The organism is Pseudomonas sp. HS-18 (assembly GCF_020401845.1).
Classification (GTDB): domain Bacteria; phylum Pseudomonadota; class Gammaproteobacteria; order Pseudomonadales; family Pseudomonadaceae; genus Pseudomonas; species Pseudomonas nitroreducens.
Genome location: NZ_CP084413.1, coordinates 5,072,271 through 5,086,749, shown reverse-complemented (window position 1 = coordinate 5,086,749; position 14,479 = coordinate 5,072,271). Strand labels below are relative to the sequence as shown.

The 14,479-nt window shown below is 63.8% G+C and carries 16 protein-coding genes; all 16 read left to right on the top strand.

Annotation, left to right across the window (positions count from 1 at the left end):
• Positions 1–8: 8 nt before the first annotated feature.
• The 16 genes from LDJ84_RS23775 (at position 9) to der (ending at position 14,445) form a co-directional block, all read left to right on the top strand.
• Entirely contained in the window at positions 9–1,223 is a 1,215-nt protein-coding gene (locus LDJ84_RS23775; protein ID WP_024762954.1) for an IscS subfamily cysteine desulfurase, read from the top strand.
• A gap of 27 nt (positions 1,224–1,250) precedes the next feature.
• Positions 1,251–1,637, top strand: coding sequence for a Fe-S cluster assembly scaffold IscU (gene iscU / locus LDJ84_RS23770; protein WP_015478505.1), 387 nt, complete (start codon positions 1,251–1,253; stop codon positions 1,635–1,637).
• A gap of 26 nt (positions 1,638–1,663) precedes the next feature.
• A complete protein-coding gene (gene iscA / locus LDJ84_RS23765; RefSeq protein WP_024762955.1) occupies positions 1,664–1,987 on the top strand; it encodes an iron-sulfur cluster assembly protein IscA in 324 nt (107 codons plus the stop codon).
• Between the two features lie 8 nt (positions 1,988–1,995).
• A complete protein-coding gene (gene hscB, locus LDJ84_RS23760) occupies positions 1,996–2,517 on the top strand; it encodes a co-chaperone HscB (RefSeq protein WP_024762956.1) in 522 nt (173 codons plus the stop codon).
• Between the two features lie 44 nt (positions 2,518–2,561).
• On the top strand, positions 2,562–4,421 hold the full coding sequence (gene hscA / locus LDJ84_RS23755) for a Fe-S protein assembly chaperone HscA (RefSeq protein WP_024762957.1): 1,860 nt from the start codon (positions 2,562–2,564) through the stop codon (positions 4,419–4,421).
• 6 nt (positions 4,422–4,427) lie between these two features.
• A complete protein-coding gene (fdx, locus tag LDJ84_RS23750) occupies positions 4,428–4,766 on the top strand; it encodes an ISC system 2Fe-2S type ferredoxin (protein WP_024762958.1) in 339 nt (112 codons plus the stop codon).
• Between the two features lie 14 nt (positions 4,767–4,780).
• On the top strand, positions 4,781–4,981 hold the full coding sequence (iscX, locus tag LDJ84_RS23745) for a Fe-S cluster assembly protein IscX (RefSeq protein WP_024762959.1): 201 nt from the start codon (positions 4,781–4,783) through the stop codon (positions 4,979–4,981).
• A gap of 249 nt (positions 4,982–5,230) precedes the next feature.
• Positions 5,231–5,662, top strand: a complete 432-nt coding sequence (ndk, locus tag LDJ84_RS23740; RefSeq protein ID WP_024762960.1) for a nucleoside-diphosphate kinase — start codon at positions 5,231–5,233, stop codon at positions 5,660–5,662.
• A 29-nt stretch (positions 5,663–5,691) separates the two neighbouring features.
• Entirely contained in the window at positions 5,692–6,840 is a 1,149-nt protein-coding gene (rlmN, locus tag LDJ84_RS23735) for a 23S rRNA (adenine(2503)-C(2))-methyltransferase RlmN (protein WP_170859360.1), read from the top strand.
• A gap of 16 nt (positions 6,841–6,856) precedes the next feature.
• Positions 6,857–7,615, top strand: a complete 759-nt coding sequence (gene pilW / locus LDJ84_RS23730; protein ID WP_024762962.1) for a type IV pilus biogenesis/stability protein PilW — start codon at positions 6,857–6,859, stop codon at positions 7,613–7,615.
• A complete protein-coding gene (locus LDJ84_RS23725) occupies positions 7,612–8,637 on the top strand; it encodes a helix-turn-helix domain-containing protein (protein ID WP_024762963.1) in 1,026 nt (341 codons plus the stop codon). The genes pilW and LDJ84_RS23725 overlap by 4 nt, the downstream gene beginning before the upstream one ends.
• Position 8,638: 1 nt before the next feature.
• Entirely contained in the window at positions 8,639–9,751 is a 1,113-nt protein-coding gene (gene ispG / locus LDJ84_RS23720) for a flavodoxin-dependent (E)-4-hydroxy-3-methylbut-2-enyl-diphosphate synthase (protein WP_084359509.1), read from the top strand.
• Between the two features lie 18 nt (positions 9,752–9,769).
• Positions 9,770–11,059, top strand: coding sequence for a histidine--tRNA ligase (gene hisS / locus LDJ84_RS23715; protein ID WP_084359511.1), 1,290 nt, complete (start codon positions 9,770–9,772; stop codon positions 11,057–11,059).
• A 23-nt stretch (positions 11,060–11,082) separates the two neighbouring features.
• Complete coding sequence (locus tag LDJ84_RS23710) at positions 11,083–11,727, top strand: YfgM family protein (protein ID WP_037014564.1); 645 nt, start codon at positions 11,083–11,085, stop codon at positions 11,725–11,727.
• Between the two features lies 1 nt (position 11,728).
• On the top strand, positions 11,729–12,871 hold the full coding sequence (gene bamB / locus LDJ84_RS23705) for an outer membrane protein assembly factor BamB (protein WP_024762967.1): 1,143 nt from the start codon (positions 11,729–11,731) through the stop codon (positions 12,869–12,871).
• Positions 12,872–12,954: 83 nt separating this feature from the next.
• On the top strand, positions 12,955–14,445 hold the full coding sequence (gene der / locus LDJ84_RS23700; RefSeq protein ID WP_226045506.1) for a ribosome biogenesis GTPase Der: 1,491 nt from the start codon (positions 12,955–12,957) through the stop codon (positions 14,443–14,445).
• Positions 14,446–14,479 lie beyond the last annotated feature (34 nt).

The following is a 14,479-nucleotide window of genomic DNA, read 5'->3' as shown; positions in this document are numbered from 1 at the left end:
GTTACCTGATGAAATTGCCGATTTACCTCGACTACTCCGCCACCACCCCGGTGGATCCGCGTGTCGCTCAGAAAATGGCCGACTGCCTGCTGGTTGACGGCAATTTCGGCAACCCGGCCTCGCGCTCCCACGTCTTCGGCTGGAAGGCCGAGGAAGCGGCTGAGAATGCCCGTCGCCAGGTCGCCGAGCTGGTCAATGCCGACCCCCGCGAGATCGTCTGGACGTCCGGTGCCACCGAGTCCGACAACCTCGCCATCAAGGGTGTCGCGCACTTCTACGCGACCAAGGGCAAGCACATCATCACCTCGAAGATCGAGCACAAGGCGGTCCTGGATACCTGCCGCCAGCTGGAGCGCGAAGGCTTCGAAGTGACCTACCTGGAGCCGACTCCCGAGGGCGTCATCACCCCGGCGATGGTCGAGGCCGCCCTGCGTGACGACACCATCCTGGTTTCGGTCATGCACGTGAACAACGAAGTCGGCAGCATCAACGACATCGCCGCCATCGGCGAGCTGACCCGCGCCCGTGGCATTCTGCTGCACGTCGATGCCGCCCAGTCCGCCGGTAAAGTCGACATCGACCTGGAGAAACTCAAGGTCGACCTGATGTCCTTCTCCGCCCACAAGGTCTACGGCCCCAAAGGCATGGGCGCTCTGTACGTGCGTCGCAAGCCGCGTGTGCGCCTGGAAGCCCAGATGCACGGTGGCGGCCACGAGCGCGGCATGCGTTCGGGCACCCTGGCGACCCACCAGATCGTCGGCATGGGCGAAGCCTTCCGCATCGCCAAGGAAGAAATGCACCAGGAAATGGCCCGCATCGAAGGCTTGCGCAAGCGCTTCTTCGATCAGGTGCAGGACCTGGAAGAGCTGTACCTCAATGGCAGCCCGGTTTCCTACGCGCCGAACATCCTCAACGTCAGCTTCAACTACGTCGAGGGCGAGTCGCTGATGATGTCGCTCAAGGACCTGGCCGTTTCGTCCGGTTCCGCCTGCACCTCGGCCTCGCTGGAGCCGTCTTACGTGCTCCGCGCCCTGGGTCGCAACGACGAGCTGGCGCACAGCTCCATCCGTTTCAGCTTCGGCCGCTTCACCACCGAAGAAGAGGTCGATTACGCCGCCAAGAAGGTGGTGGAAGCCGTTTCCAAGCTGCGTGAGCTCTCGCCGCTGTGGGATATGTTCAAAGAGGGTGTCGACCTGTCCAAGGTCGAATGGCAGGCCCACTGACCCGCCCCGTAGAAGTGAGGATTAGCCATGGCTTACAGTGACAAGGTCATCGACCACTACGAAAACCCGCGCAACGTCGGCAAGCTCAACGCCGAAGATCCGGATGTCGGCACCGGCATGGTCGGTGCTCCCGCTTGCGGCGACGTGATGCGCCTGCAGATCAAGGTCAACGAGCAGGGCGTCATCGAAGACGCCAAGTTCAAGACCTACGGCTGCGGTTCGGCCATCGCCTCCAGCTCCCTCGCCACCGAGTGGATGAAGGGCAAGACCCTGGACGAAGCCGAATCGATCAAGAACACCACCATCGCCGAAGAACTGGCCCTGCCGCCGGTGAAGATCCACTGCTCGGTACTCGCCGAGGACGCCATCAAGGCGGCCGTGCGCGACTACAAGCAGAAGAAAGGTCTGCTCTGAAGCGATTCGTTGAGTAAGGAGTTCCCATGGCCATCAGCATGACCGAAGCCGCCGCCAACCACGTTCGCCGCTCCCTCGAAGGGCGCGGCAAGGGCGAGGGCATTCGTCTTGGCGTGCGTACCACCGGCTGTTCGGGTCTCGCCTACGTGCTGGAGTTCGTCGACGAACTGGCAGCCGAGGACGAGGTGTTCGAGAGCCACGGCGTGAAGGTCATCATCGACCCGAAAAGCCTGGTCTACCTCGACGGCACGGAGTTGGACTTCACCAAGGAAGGCCTCAACGAGGGCTTCAAGTTCAACAACCCGAACGTGCGCGGTGAGTGTGGCTGCGGCGAAAGCTTCAACGTCTGAGGCTGGGCGTGGGTAGTCCCTGTCACTTCGCGCTGTTCGACCTGCAGCCGGGCTTCCGGATCGATCTGGAAGCCCTTGGCAATCGCTATCGGGAGTTGGTGCGTACCGTCCATCCGGATCGTTTCGCCGATGCTTCCGAGCGCGAGCAACGACTGGCGCAGTCCAAGGCCGCCGAGCTCAACGATGCCTACCAGACGCTGAAGAGCGTCCCGCGTCGCGCGCTGTACTTGCTGGCCCTGCGTGGCGATGCATTGCCGCTGGAAGCCACGGTGCAGGACCCGGAGTTCCTGCTGCAGCAGATGCAGCTGCGCGAGGATCTGGAAGATCTGCAGGACAACGCCGATCTTGATGGCGTGGCGCAGTTCAAGCGTCAGCTGAAATCCGCCCAGCAGCGTCTGGAAGAGGATTTCGCCGATTGCTGGGATGATGCCGCCCGTCGTGAGTTGGCCGAGCGTCTGGTTCGCCGCATGCAGTTCCTCGACAAGCTGGCGCAGGAAGTGCGGCAGCTCGAAGAGCGACTCGACGATTAATCCGCGCGGCCCGCGCCGCGCCCGATAGCCTGATTAGAAACCGCATGGCCCTACTGCAGATCGCCGAGCCCGGACAAAGTCCCCAGCCACACCAGCGCCGCCTGGCGGTAGGGATTGACCTGGGCACCACGAATTCCCTGGTCGCTGCCGTGCGCAGCGGCGTCGCAGCGCCCTTGCCCGATGATCGCGGCGAAGTGATCCTGCCTTCTGCAGTGCGCTATCTCGCCGATCGCATCGAGGTGGGGGAGAGCGTTCGCGCCAACGCCTCGCAAGACCCCTTGAACTCCATCATCTCGGTCAAGCGCTTCATGGGGCGCGGCCTGGAAGATGTGAAGCAACTGGGCGGCCAGCTGCCGTATCGCTTCACCCAGGGCGAATCGCACATGCCCTTCATCGAGACAGTCCAGGGGGCCAAGAGCCCGGTGGAAGTCTCGGCTGAGATCCTCCGTGTCCTGCGTCAGCGCGCCGAGTCGACCCTGGGTGGCGAGCTGGTGGGCGCGGTGATCACCGTTCCCGCCTATTTCGACGACGCCCAGCGCCAGGCCACCAAGGACGCCGCGCGTCTGGCCGGCCTCCACGTTCTGCGTCTGCTCAATGAGCCGACCGCTGCTGCCGTGGCCTATGGCCTGGACAAGAACGCCGAGGGCGTGGTCGCCATCTATGACCTGGGCGGCGGTACCTTCGATATTTCCATCTTGCGCCTGACCCGTGGCGTCTTTGAGGTCCTGGCCACCGGCGGCGATACCGCCCTGGGCGGCGACGACTTCGACCATGCAATTGCGGGCTGGATCATCGAGCAGGCCGGTCTCTCGGCCGACCTCGATCCGGGCGCCCAGCGCCGTCTGCTGCAGACTGCCTGCGCGGCCAAGGAAGCGCTGACCGACAGCGCCAGCGCGGCCGTTGCTTATGACGGCTGGTCTGGTGAACTGACCCGTGCCCAGCTCGAGGCTCTGATCGATCCGCTGATTCAGCGCAGCCTCAAGTCCTGCCGTCGCGCAGTCCGTGATTCCGGTGTCGAGCTGGAAGAGGTCAGCGCCGTCGTCATGGTGGGCGGCTCGACCCGCGTACCTCGGGTACGCGAACTGGTGGGCGACCTGTTCGCTCGCGACCCGCTGACCGACATCGATCCGGACCAGGTGGTCGCCATCGGCGCGGCCATCCAGGCTGATGCCCTGGCCGGCAACAAGCGCGGCGAAGAGTTGCTGCTGCTGGACGTGATTCCCTTGTCGCTCGGCCTGGAAACCATGGGCGGGCTGATGGAGAAGGTGATCCCGCGCAATACCACCATTCCGGTGGCCCGCGCCCAGGAGTTCACCACTTACAAGGATGGCCAGACAGCCATGATGATCCACGTGCTGCAAGGCGAGCGCGAGCTGGTCAAGGACTGTCGGTCCCTGGCGCGCTTCGAGCTGCGCGGCATTCCACCGATGGTGGCTGGTGCGGCGAAGATTCGCGTCAGCTTCCAGGTCGACGCCGACGGGTTGCTGGGCGTTTCCGCCCGCGAATTGTCCTCGGGCGTCGAGGCGAGCATCCAGGTCAAGCCTTCCTACGGCCTGACCGATGGCGAAATCGCCCGCATGCTGCAGGACTCCTTCCAATATGCCGGCGATGACCTTGCTGCCCGCGCCCTGCGTGAACAGCAGGTCGAGGCCCAGCGCCTGCTGGAGGCCGTGCAGTCGGCGCTGGACGCTGACGGCGAACGCCTGCTGGAGGCCGACGAGCGCCTGGTCATCGATGCCGGCATGGACTCGTTGCGCGAGCTGGCCACCGGCAGCGATACCGTCGCCATCGAACAACAGATCAAGCGTCTGTCCCAGCTGACCGACGCCTTTGCCGCGCGCCGTATGGACGCCACCGTCAAAGCCGCACTGGCCGGTCGCCGGCTCAACGAAATCGAGGAATAAGCGAAGATGCCGCAGATTGTCTTTCTGCCCCACGCCGAGCACTGCCCTGAAGGCGCGGTGATCGAAGCCCAGCCGGGCGAAACCATCATGAAGGCAGCGCTGCGCAATGGCATCGAGATCGAGCATGCCTGCGAGATGTCCTGTGCCTGCACCACCTGCCACGTGATCGTGCGCGAGGGCTTCAATTCGATGGAAGCCTCCGACGAGCTGGAAGACGACATGCTGGACAAGGCCTGGGGTCTGGAGGCGGATTCGCGTCTTTCCTGTCAGGCCGTGGTCGGCGAGACGGACCTGGTGGTGGAGATTCCGAAGTACACCATCAACCAGGTGTCCGAAGGTCACTGAGGCGGAGCGTTCACATGAGTCTGAAATGGGTTGATGTGCTCGAAATCGCGATCCAGCTGGCCGAGTCCAAGCCGGATGTCGATCCGCGCTACGTGAATTTCGTCGATCTGCACCGCTGGGTGCTGGCATTGCCGGAGTTCAGCGACGATCCTTCCCGCGGCGGGGAAAAGGTCCTGGAGGCCATCCAGGCCGCCTGGATCGACGAAGCCGACTGAGGGGCGGCTCACCAGAGCCGCGTACCCATTTGTCATGAACCCGCGTATAATTCGCGGGTTTTATCTTTAGGTGAGCTGTCGAAAATTTCCCCAGGGGAATTTTCCAGTCGCCGGCCCTGTCGCAGTCGGGCCGGTTTCGCGGCCTTCGCCCTGCGGGCTCGGCACGCGGCAAACCCTAGAATCGCAGGAGCTCCTGGCCACGCCAGGGGCTTCTTGGCATTACCAACCTTGCTTTTCGGAGTTATTTCCATGGCCCTGCAACGTACCTTCTCCATCATCAAGCCCGACGCCGTTTCCAAGAACGTCATCGGCGAAATCCTGACCCGCTTCGAGAAAGCCGGTCTGCGCGTTGTCGCTTCGAAGATGGTTCAGCTGTCCGAGCGCGAAGCTGGCGGCTTCTACGCCGAGCACAAAGAGCGTCCCTTCTTCAAGGACCTGGTTTCCTTCATGACCTCCGGCCCGGTCGTCGTTCAGGTTCTGGAAGGCGAAGACGCCATCCTGCGCAACCGTGAGCTGATGGGTGCCACCGATCCGAAGAAAGCCGACGCCGGCACCATCCGCGCCGACTTCGCTGTTTCCATCGACGAGAACGCCGTACACGGTTCCGACTCGGAAGCTTCGGCTGCCCGCGAAATCGCTTACTTCTTCTCCAGCACCGAGGTGTGCGAGCGCATTCGCTGATCCGTCAGTGAATGAGCGAGGGTGAATCCATGACTGATACCGCTGTAAAGGCCAACCTGCTGGGCATGACCAAGCCCCAGCTCGAGGAATTCTTCGAGTCCATCGGTGAAAAGCGCTTCCGCGCCGGCCAGGTGATGCAATGGATTCACCACTTTGGCGCCGTCGATTTCGACGCCATGACGAATGTCGGCAAGGCCTTGCGCGAAAAGCTCAAGGCCGTTGCCGAAATTCGCCCGCCGGAGATCGTCAGCCAGGACATTTCCTCTGACGGTACCCGCAAGTGGGTCGTACGCGTGGCCTCGGGCAGTTGCGTCGAGACCGTGTACATCCCGCAGGGCGGCCGCGGCACCCTGTGCGTGTCGTCCCAGGCCGGTTGCGCGCTGGACTGCAGCTTCTGCTCCACCGGCAAGCAAGGCTTCAACAGCGACCTGACCTCTGCCGAGATCATCGGCCAGGTGTGGATCGCCAACCAATCGTTCGGGACCATCCCGGGCAAGATCGACCGTGCCATCACCAACGTGGTGATGATGGGCATGGGCGAGCCGCTGCTGAACTTCGATAACGTCGTGACCGCCATGAGCATCATGATGGAAGACCTCGGCTACGGCATTTCCAAGCGCAAGGTGACCCTGTCCACCTCCGGCGTGGTGCCGATGATCGACAAGCTCGCCGAGGTGACCGACGTGTCCCTGGCACTGTCGCTGCACGCGCCCAACGATGAACTGCGCAACAAGCTGGTGCCGATCAACAAGAAGTACCCGCTCGAAATGCTGCTCGACTCCTGCTACCGCTACATCACGCGCCTGGGCAAGGAGCGCGTGCTGACGGTGGAGTACACTCTGCTGGCCGGCGTCAACGACCAGCCCGAGCATGCCGAGCAGTTGATCGCATTGCTCAAGGATTTCCCTTGCAAGATCAACCTGATTCCGTTTAATCCGTTCCCGCATTCCGGCTACGAGCGTCCGAGCAACAATGCCATCCGCCGTTTTCAGGACATGCTGCACAAAAGCGGCTTCAACGTTACGGTTCGCACCACTCGCGGCGACGACATCGATGCCGCCTGTGGTCAGCTGGTAGGCCAGGTGATGGACCGCACCCGCCGCAGCGAACGCTATATTGCCGTACGACAGCTGGCCGCCGATGCCGAACAGGCTCCGACCAACGCCAATCGAAACTGAACTAGGGAGGATTCCGATGACCCTGCGCGCCGCGCTGTTCTTACTGTTGGCAACCGTGCTGACGGGTTGCGTGACGACTGGTAAACAGGATCCTCTGAAAACCGAGAAGGGCCGGGACGAGGCGCGTGACGCCTACATCCAGCTTGGTATCGGTTACCTGCAGATGGGCAATACCGAGCAGGCCAAGGTGCCGTTGCGCCAGGCGCTGGAGATCGACTCGTCCAGCGCTGACGCCCACGCTGCGCTGGCGGTTGTCTACCAGACCGAAATGGAACCCAAGCTCGCCGAGAGCGAGTACCGCAAAGCGCTGTCCGCGCGTTCGGGAGATGCCCGTATCCTGAACAACTACGCGAGTTTCCTGTTCGAGCAGAAGCGCTACAAGGAAGCCTACGACACCTATATGAAGGCCACCGAAGACGGCCTTTACTCCGAGCGCTCGCGCATCTTCGAGAATCTCGGCATCGTCAGCCTCAAGCTCAACGACCGGGTCCAGGCCAAGCAGTACTTCGAGAAGGCCGTGCGCCTGAATCGCAATCAGCCGGGGGCACTGATCGAACTGGCTGACCTGAACTACCAGGATCGCGAGTACGTGCCGGCCCGGACTTTCTACGAGGAATACCTCAAGCAGGGCCCGCAGACCGCACGCAGTTTGCTGCTGGGGATTCGACTGGCGAAGATTTTTGACGACCGGGATACCGCTGCCAGTTACGGGCTGCAACTCAAGCGCCTGTATCCCGCTTCTCCTGAATACCAGGCATACCAGGCGGATAAATGATGAATACGTCGCAGTCCGATGTCATCGGCACGACCCGCGCCAATCCTGGCGAGACCCTGCGCCAGGCGCGCGAGAACAAGGGCTGGAGTACCGCTCAGGTCGCCGGTCAGCTGAATCTCACCGAGAATGCGCTGCGCCAGCTGGAGCAGGGCTCCTTTGACCAGTTGCCGGGCCACACTTTCGCCCGTGGCTATATCCGCGCCTACGCCAAGCTGCTGGGCATGGACCAGGCCCAGATGGTCACTGCCTTCGATCAGTACACCGGCACCGATGCCAGCGGCAGCAACGTCCAGGCGCTCGGCCGCGTGGTCGAGCCGGTGCGCCTGTCGCGCAACCTGTTGCGCCTGTTCAGCCTGGCCCTGTTGGCCGTGCTGATCGGCTTCGGTTACTTCTGGTGGCAGGAACGCTCCGCGCGTCCGGCCGAGACGGGCAGCCTGAACATGGAGCACGTCGAGGTCGAAAGCGCCGACGGCACCACTGAAATCCACACCCTCGACGAGCCGGAAGATCAGGCCGTCGCCGAGGACCAGGCCAATACCCCGCCGGTTCCGTCCGAGCCCGCTGGCGACAGCGGCACCGCCGAGGCTCCGGCCGAAGGTACTCCGCCGGCCACTGCCGCACCTGTCGCTCCGGGCACACCCGCCGTACCTGAAGCCGCACAGGCTCCCGCACCGGCAGTTCCAGCCCCGGCGCAACCGCCGGCTGCGCAACAGCCCGCCGTACCGGCGAACCCCGCTGCACCGGCCGAGGCGCCGGCTGCTCCTGTGGTCGCGGCCGCCGGGCAGGGCGTGGTCAAGGTTCAATTCACCGCCGATTGCTGGACCCAGGTGACCGATGCCGACGGCAAGGTCATCCTCGAGGGCCTCAAGCGCAAGGGTGATTCGCTGGAAGTCGCCGCCAAGGCGCCGGTCCAACTGCGCCTTGGCTTTGCCCAGGGCGCCCAGGTCAGCTACAACGGCCAGCCAGTTGAAGTCACGCCAGCGCGCGGTGGCACCGCACGCCTGAAGTTGGGTGGACAGTAAGATGCATTGCGAGTCTCCGATCAAACGTCGCCTGTCCCGGAAAATCTGGGTAGGTAACGTGCCGGTAGGTGGGGATGCCCCCATTGCCGTGCAGAGCATGACCAACACCGACACCCTGGATGTGGCGGCCACCGTGGCCCAGATCCGCCGTCTGGAAGACGCCGGCGCCGACATCGTTCGCGTCTCCGTGCCGGACATGGACGCCGCCGAGGCGTTCGGCAAGATCAAGCAGCAGGTGAAAGTCCCGCTGGTGGCCGATATCCACTTCGACTACAAGATCGCCCTGCGCGTGGCCGAACTGGGCGTCGACTGCCTGCGTATCAACCCCGGCAACATCGGTCGCGAAGACCGGGTCAAGGCCGTGGTCGATGCCGCCCGCGAGCGCAATATCCCGATCCGCATCGGCGTCAACGCCGGCTCGCTGGAAAAGGATCTGCAGAAGAAATACGGCGAGCCGACTCCCGAAGCACTGCTGGAGTCGGCCATGCGCCACGTCGACCACCTGCAGCGTCTGGACTTCCAGAACTTCAAGGTCAGCGTGAAGGCTTCCGACGTGTTCATGGCCGTCGCCGCCTACCGACTGCTGGCGAAAGAGATCGAGCAACCCCTGCACCTGGGCATCACCGAAGCCGGTGGCCTGCGTTCGGGCACCGTGAAGTCGGCCGTGGGCCTGGGCATGCTGCTCGCCGAAGGCATCGGCGACACCATCCGCATTTCCCTCGCCGCCGACCCGGTGGAAGAGATCAAGGTCGGCTTCGACATCCTCAAGTCGCTGCGCCTGCGCTCCCGTGGCATCAACTTCATCGCCTGCCCGAGCTGCTCGCGGCAGAACTTCGATGTGGTGAAGACCATGAATGAGCTGGAAGGCCGCCTGGAGGACCTGCTGGTTCCGCTGGACGTCGCCGTGATCGGCTGCGTGGTCAACGGCCCGGGCGAAGCCAAGGAGGCCCACATCGGCCTTACCGGTGGTACGCCGAGCAACCTGATCTACATCGACGGCAAGCCGGCGCAGAAGCTGCAGAACGATAACCTGGTGGATGAGCTGGAACGGCTGATCCGCGAAAAAGCGGCCGAGAAGGCCGAGGCCGACGCCGCACTCATCGTGCGCGGCTGACCGCAACAAGGATCCTAAGTGAGCAAGTCCCTGCAAGCCATCCGTGGCATGAACGACATCCTGCCGGACCAGACCCCGGCCTGGCGCTATCTGGAGCGCACCTTTGCCGATCTGCTGGATGCCTATGGCTACAGTGAGATCCGCATGCCGATCCTGGAATTCACCGAACTTTTCGCCCGCGGCATCGGTGAAGGCACAGACGTGGTCGACAAGGAGATGTACACCTTCCTCGATCGCAACGGCGAATCCCTGACCATGCGTCCGGAGGGCACTGCCGGTTGCGTGCGCGCTGTGCTTGAGCACGGCCTGTCCGGTGGCGGCCAGGTACAGAAGCTCTGGTACACCGGCCCGATGTTCCGCTACGAGAAGCCGCAGAAGGGCCGTTACCGCCAGTTCCACCAGATTGGCGTGGAAGTCTTCAACCTGCCCGGCCCGGACATCGACGCCGAGCTGATCATCCTCACCTGGCGCCTGTGGCAGAAGCTGGGCATGGCCGACGCCGTGACCCTGCAACTGAACACCCTGGGCTCCAGCGAAGCTCGGGCGCGTTTTCGCGAGGACCTGGTGGCCTACCTGCAGGAGCGCTTCGACCAGCTTGATGAAGACAGTCAGCGCCGCATGACCACCAACCCGCTGCGTATCCTCGACAGCAAGGTGGAGGCCACCCAGGCCCTGCTGGTCGGTGCACCGAGCCTGCATGATTACCTGGACGAAGAGTCGATCGCCCACTTTGAGGGCTTGAAGGCCCGCCTGGACGCGGTCGGCCTGCGCTACGAAATCAATCAGAAACTGGTGCGTGGCCTCGACTACTACTGCCGCACGGCTTTCGAGTGGGTCACCGACAAGCTCGGCGCCCAGGGCACCGTATGCGGCGGTGGCCGCTACGACGGCTTGGTCAGCCAGTTCGGCGGCAAGCCGACGCCGGGCGTGGGCTTCGCCATGGGCGTGGAGCGCCTGGTGCTGCTGCTGGAAACCCTGGGCGTGGTCCCGGCCGAGCTGAATCGCCCGGCCGACCTCTATGTCTGCGCCTTCGGCGAGCCGGCCGAGCTGGCCGCGCTGACCCTGGCGGAACAACTGCGCTCGGCTATCCCGGGGCTGCGCCTGCTGGTCAATGCCGGCGCCGGCAGCTTCAAGAGCCAGTTCAAGAAGGCCGACAAGAGCGGCGCACAGTTCGCCATGATTCTGGGTGACGACGAACTGGCCAACCGCGTGGTAGGTTTCAAGCCCCTGCGTGGCGAGGGCGAACAAAAGAATATCGCCTGGGATGCTCTGCCCGAGCACCTGGCTGCCTGCCTCCAGCAGGCCTGAATCGAGCGGATAGGAGTATTGGGGTGAGTAACCGTACCGAAGAAGAACAGATCGCTGACATCAAGGACTGGTGGCAGCGTAACGGCATGCCCCTGCTGACCGGCGCCGCTCTGGCGTTGATCGTGGTGTTCGGCTGGCAAGCCTGGAAAAAGTACCAGACCAACCAGTCCCAGGGCGCTTCCATCATTTACCAGGCCCTGCTGGAAACCGCGTTGAACCCGGCCGGCAAGCCCGACACCGCCAAGGTCGCCGAACTCGCTGGCAAGCTGACCACCGAGTACGCCGGTACTCCGTATGCCCAGTACGGCCGCCTGTTCGTCGCCAAGGTCGCCGTGGACAACGGCAAGCTGGATGACGCTGCCCTCGAGCTCAAGGCCGTGGTCGACAAGCCGGTGGATGCCACCCTTGGCGAACTGGCCCGGCAGCGCCTGGCGCGTGTCCTGGCTGCCCAGGGCAAGGCCGAGGACGGTCTCAAGCTGCTCGACGGCAACGTCGACAAGGCCTATGTAGCCACTCGCGAAGAACTGCGCGGCGACCTGCTGCTGCAGCTCAAGCGCAACGACGACGCCCGTGTCGCCTACGAAAAGGCCAAGGCTGCCCTGCCGGAAGACGCCGCCGTTGGCGCCCTGCAGATGAAACTCGACGACCTGGCCAAGGGAGACGCCTGAGATGTTGCGTTGGAAACACGTTGCACTGCTGGCACTGACCCTGATGGCTGTGGGTTGCAGCAGCAATAGCAAGAAGGAACTGCCGCCGGCCGAGCTGACCGATTTCAAGGAAGAGGTCCGCCTGGAGAAACAGTGGAGCCGTTCGGTCGGTGACGGCCAGGGCGACCTGTACAACCTGCTCGAGCCCGCTGTGGATGGCCAGACCATCTACGCCGCGTCTGCCGAAGGCCGCGTCATGGCCATGCAGCGCGAAACCGGCGAAGTGCTGTGGAAGAAAGACCTCGACCTGCCCATCTCCGGCGCCGTCGGCGTGGGTAACGGCATGGTCCTGCTGGGCACTCTGCGCGGTGACGTGATCGCCCTGGATTCCGGTTCGGGCGAGCAGAAGTGGCGCGCCAAGGTGAGCAGCGAAGTACTGGCAGCCCCGGCCACCAACGGTGACGTGGTAGTCGTGCAGACCCAGGACGACAAGCTGATCGGCTTCGATGCCGCCACCGGCAATCAGCGCTGGATCTACGAAGGCACCGTGCCGGTGCTGACTCTGCGTGGCACCGGCGCTCCGCTGATCGCTGGCCGCCTGGCCCTGGCCGGCCTGGCCAGCGGCAAGGTCGTCGCCGTGGACGTCGAGCGTGGCCTGCCGGTCTGGGAGCAGCGCGTTGCCATTCCGCAAGGCCGTTCCGAGCTGGACCGCGTCGTCGACATCGACGGCGGCCTGCTGCTGGTCGACAATGTTCTCTACGTCGCCAGCTACCAGGGCCGCGCCGCGGCGCTGGACGTAGGCACCGGCCGCGTGCTCTGGCAGCGTGAAGCTTCCAGCTACGTCGGCGTCGCCGAAGGGACTGGCAGTGTGTTCATCAGCCAGGCCAGCGGCACCGTGGAAAGCCTCGACTCCCGTGGTTCGTCCTCGCTGTGGAGCAACGACGCGCTGGCTCGCCGCCAGCTGTCCGCTCCGGCCGTGCTGTCGAGCAACGTGGTTGTCGGTGACCTGGAAGGCTATGTGCACCTGCTGAGCCAGGTGGACGGTCGTTTCGTTGGCCGCGAGAAGGTTGACGGTGACGGCGTGCGGGTTCGCCCGCTGGTAGTCGGCAGCTGGATGTACGTGTTCGGCAACAGCGGTAAGCTGGCCGCCTACACGATTCGCTAAGCTGAGTGTTACTGCCGGCCGCTGCCGTGAAAAACGGCAGCGGCCGTCGTGTTTTCTGAAAATCAAATTTCCTGGAGAGCCGCATGGTTCCCGTAATAGCCCTGGTGGGCCGCCCGAACGTCGGCAAGTCCACCCTGTTCAACCGCCTGACCCGCACCCGTGACGCCATCGTCGCCGAGTACGCGGGTCTGACCCGCGACCGCCAGTACGGCGAGGCCAAGTGGCAGGGCAAGAAATTCATCGTCATCGATACCGGCGGTATTTCCGGTGACGAAGAGGGTATCGACGCCAAGATGGCCGAGCAGTCGCTGCAGGCCATCGAAGAGGCCGATGCCGTCCTGTTCATGGTCGACTCCCGCGCGGGCCTCACCGCCGCCGACGAGATGATCGCCGACCACCTGCGCAAGAAGAACAAGCGCACCTACCTGGTGGCGAACAAGGTCGATACCGTCGATCCGGACATCGCTCGCGCCGAGTTCAGCCCGCTGGCTCTGGGGCATGCGATCCCGATCGCTGCCGCCCACGGCCGTGGCATCACCCAGATGCTCCAGGAAGCGTTGGGCGAGATGTTCGCCCCGGAGCCCGAGGCGCCGGAAGACAACGACCTGCCCAGCGAGCTGGAAGAGGTCGCCGAGGGCGAGGAAGCCAAGCGCATCCCCGGCCCGAGCGAGAAGGATGGCATCAAGATCGCCATCATCGGTCGCCCCAACGTCGGCAAGTCCACCCTGGTCAACCGCATGCTCGGTGAAGAGCGGGTGATCGTGTACGACCAGGCCGGCACCACCCGCGACAGCATCTACATCCCCTTCGAGCGCAACGAAGAGAAGTACACCCTGATCGACACCGCCGGCGTACGTCGTCGTGGCAAGATCTTCGAGGCGGTGGAAAAGTTCTCGGTGGTGAAGACCCTGCAGGCGATCCAGGACGCCAACGTGGTCATCTTCGTCATGGACGCCCGCGAAGGTGTGGTCGAGCACGACCTCAACCTGCTTGGTTTCGTGCTGGAGACCGGCCGTGCGCTGGTCATTGCGCTGAACAAGTGGGATGGCATGGAGTCGGCCGAGCGCGACTACGTGAAGACCGAGCTCGAGCGCCGGCTGATGTTCGCCGACTTCGCCGACATCCACTTCATCTCCGCGCTGCACGGCACTGGCGTTGGGCACCTGTACAAGTCGGTGCAGGATTCCTTCCGCTCCGCCGTGACCCGCTGGCCCACCAGCAAGCTGACGCAGATCCTCGAGGACGCCATCCAGGTCCACCAGCCGCCGATGGTCAACGGCCGCCGCATCAAGCTGCGCTATGCGCACCTGGGGGGCGCCAACCCGCCGTTGATCGTGATCCACGGCAACCAGGTGGATGCGGTGCCCAAGGCCTACACGCGCTACCTGGAGAAGACCTTCCGCCGCGTGCTGAAGCTGGTCGGTACGCCGATCCGCATCGAGTATAAGGGCGGCGACAACCCGTTCGAGGGCAAGAAGACCCAGCTCACCGATCGCCAGGTCAACAAGAAGCGCCGCCTCATGTCTCACCACAAGAAGGCGGAGAAGAAGAAGAAGAAGGACAAACGTAAATAACGTCTGTCAGGCTTTAGACCGCAAGCCGCAGGCG

Excerpts from the sequence above, each read along its gene's own strand:
- fdx (WP_024762958.1), top strand. The coding sequence starts at position 4,428 with ATGCCGCAGATTGTCTTTCTGCCCCACGCCGAGCACTGCCCTGAAGGC.
- bamB (WP_024762967.1), top strand. The coding sequence starts at position 11,729 with ATGTTGCGTTGGAAACACGTTGCACTGCTGGCACTGACCCTGATGGCT.
- iscA (WP_024762955.1), top strand. The coding sequence starts at position 1,664 with ATGGCCATCAGCATGACCGAAGCCGCCGCCAACCACGTTCGCCGCTCC.
- ndk (WP_024762960.1), top strand. The coding sequence starts at position 5,231 with ATGGCCCTGCAACGTACCTTCTCCATCATCAAGCCCGACGCCGTTTCC.
- iscX (WP_024762959.1), top strand. The coding sequence starts at position 4,781 with ATGAGTCTGAAATGGGTTGATGTGCTCGAAATCGCGATCCAGCTGGCC.
- pilW (WP_024762962.1), top strand. The coding sequence starts at position 6,857 with ATGACCCTGCGCGCCGCGCTGTTCTTACTGTTGGCAACCGTGCTGACG.
- iscU (WP_015478505.1), top strand. The coding sequence starts at position 1,251 with ATGGCTTACAGTGACAAGGTCATCGACCACTACGAAAACCCGCGCAAC.
- LDJ84_RS23725 (WP_024762963.1), top strand. The coding sequence starts at position 7,612 with ATGATGAATACGTCGCAGTCCGATGTCATCGGCACGACCCGCGCCAAT.
- ispG (WP_084359509.1), top strand. The coding sequence starts at position 8,639 with ATGCATTGCGAGTCTCCGATCAAACGTCGCCTGTCCCGGAAAATCTGG.
- der (WP_226045506.1), top strand. The coding sequence starts at position 12,955 with ATGGTTCCCGTAATAGCCCTGGTGGGCCGCCCGAACGTCGGCAAGTCC.
- LDJ84_RS23775 (WP_024762954.1), top strand. The coding sequence starts at position 9 with ATGAAATTGCCGATTTACCTCGACTACTCCGCCACCACCCCGGTGGAT.
- hscA (WP_024762957.1), top strand. The coding sequence starts at position 2,562 with ATGGCCCTACTGCAGATCGCCGAGCCCGGACAAAGTCCCCAGCCACAC.
- rlmN (WP_170859360.1), top strand. The coding sequence starts at position 5,692 with ATGACTGATACCGCTGTAAAGGCCAACCTGCTGGGCATGACCAAGCCC.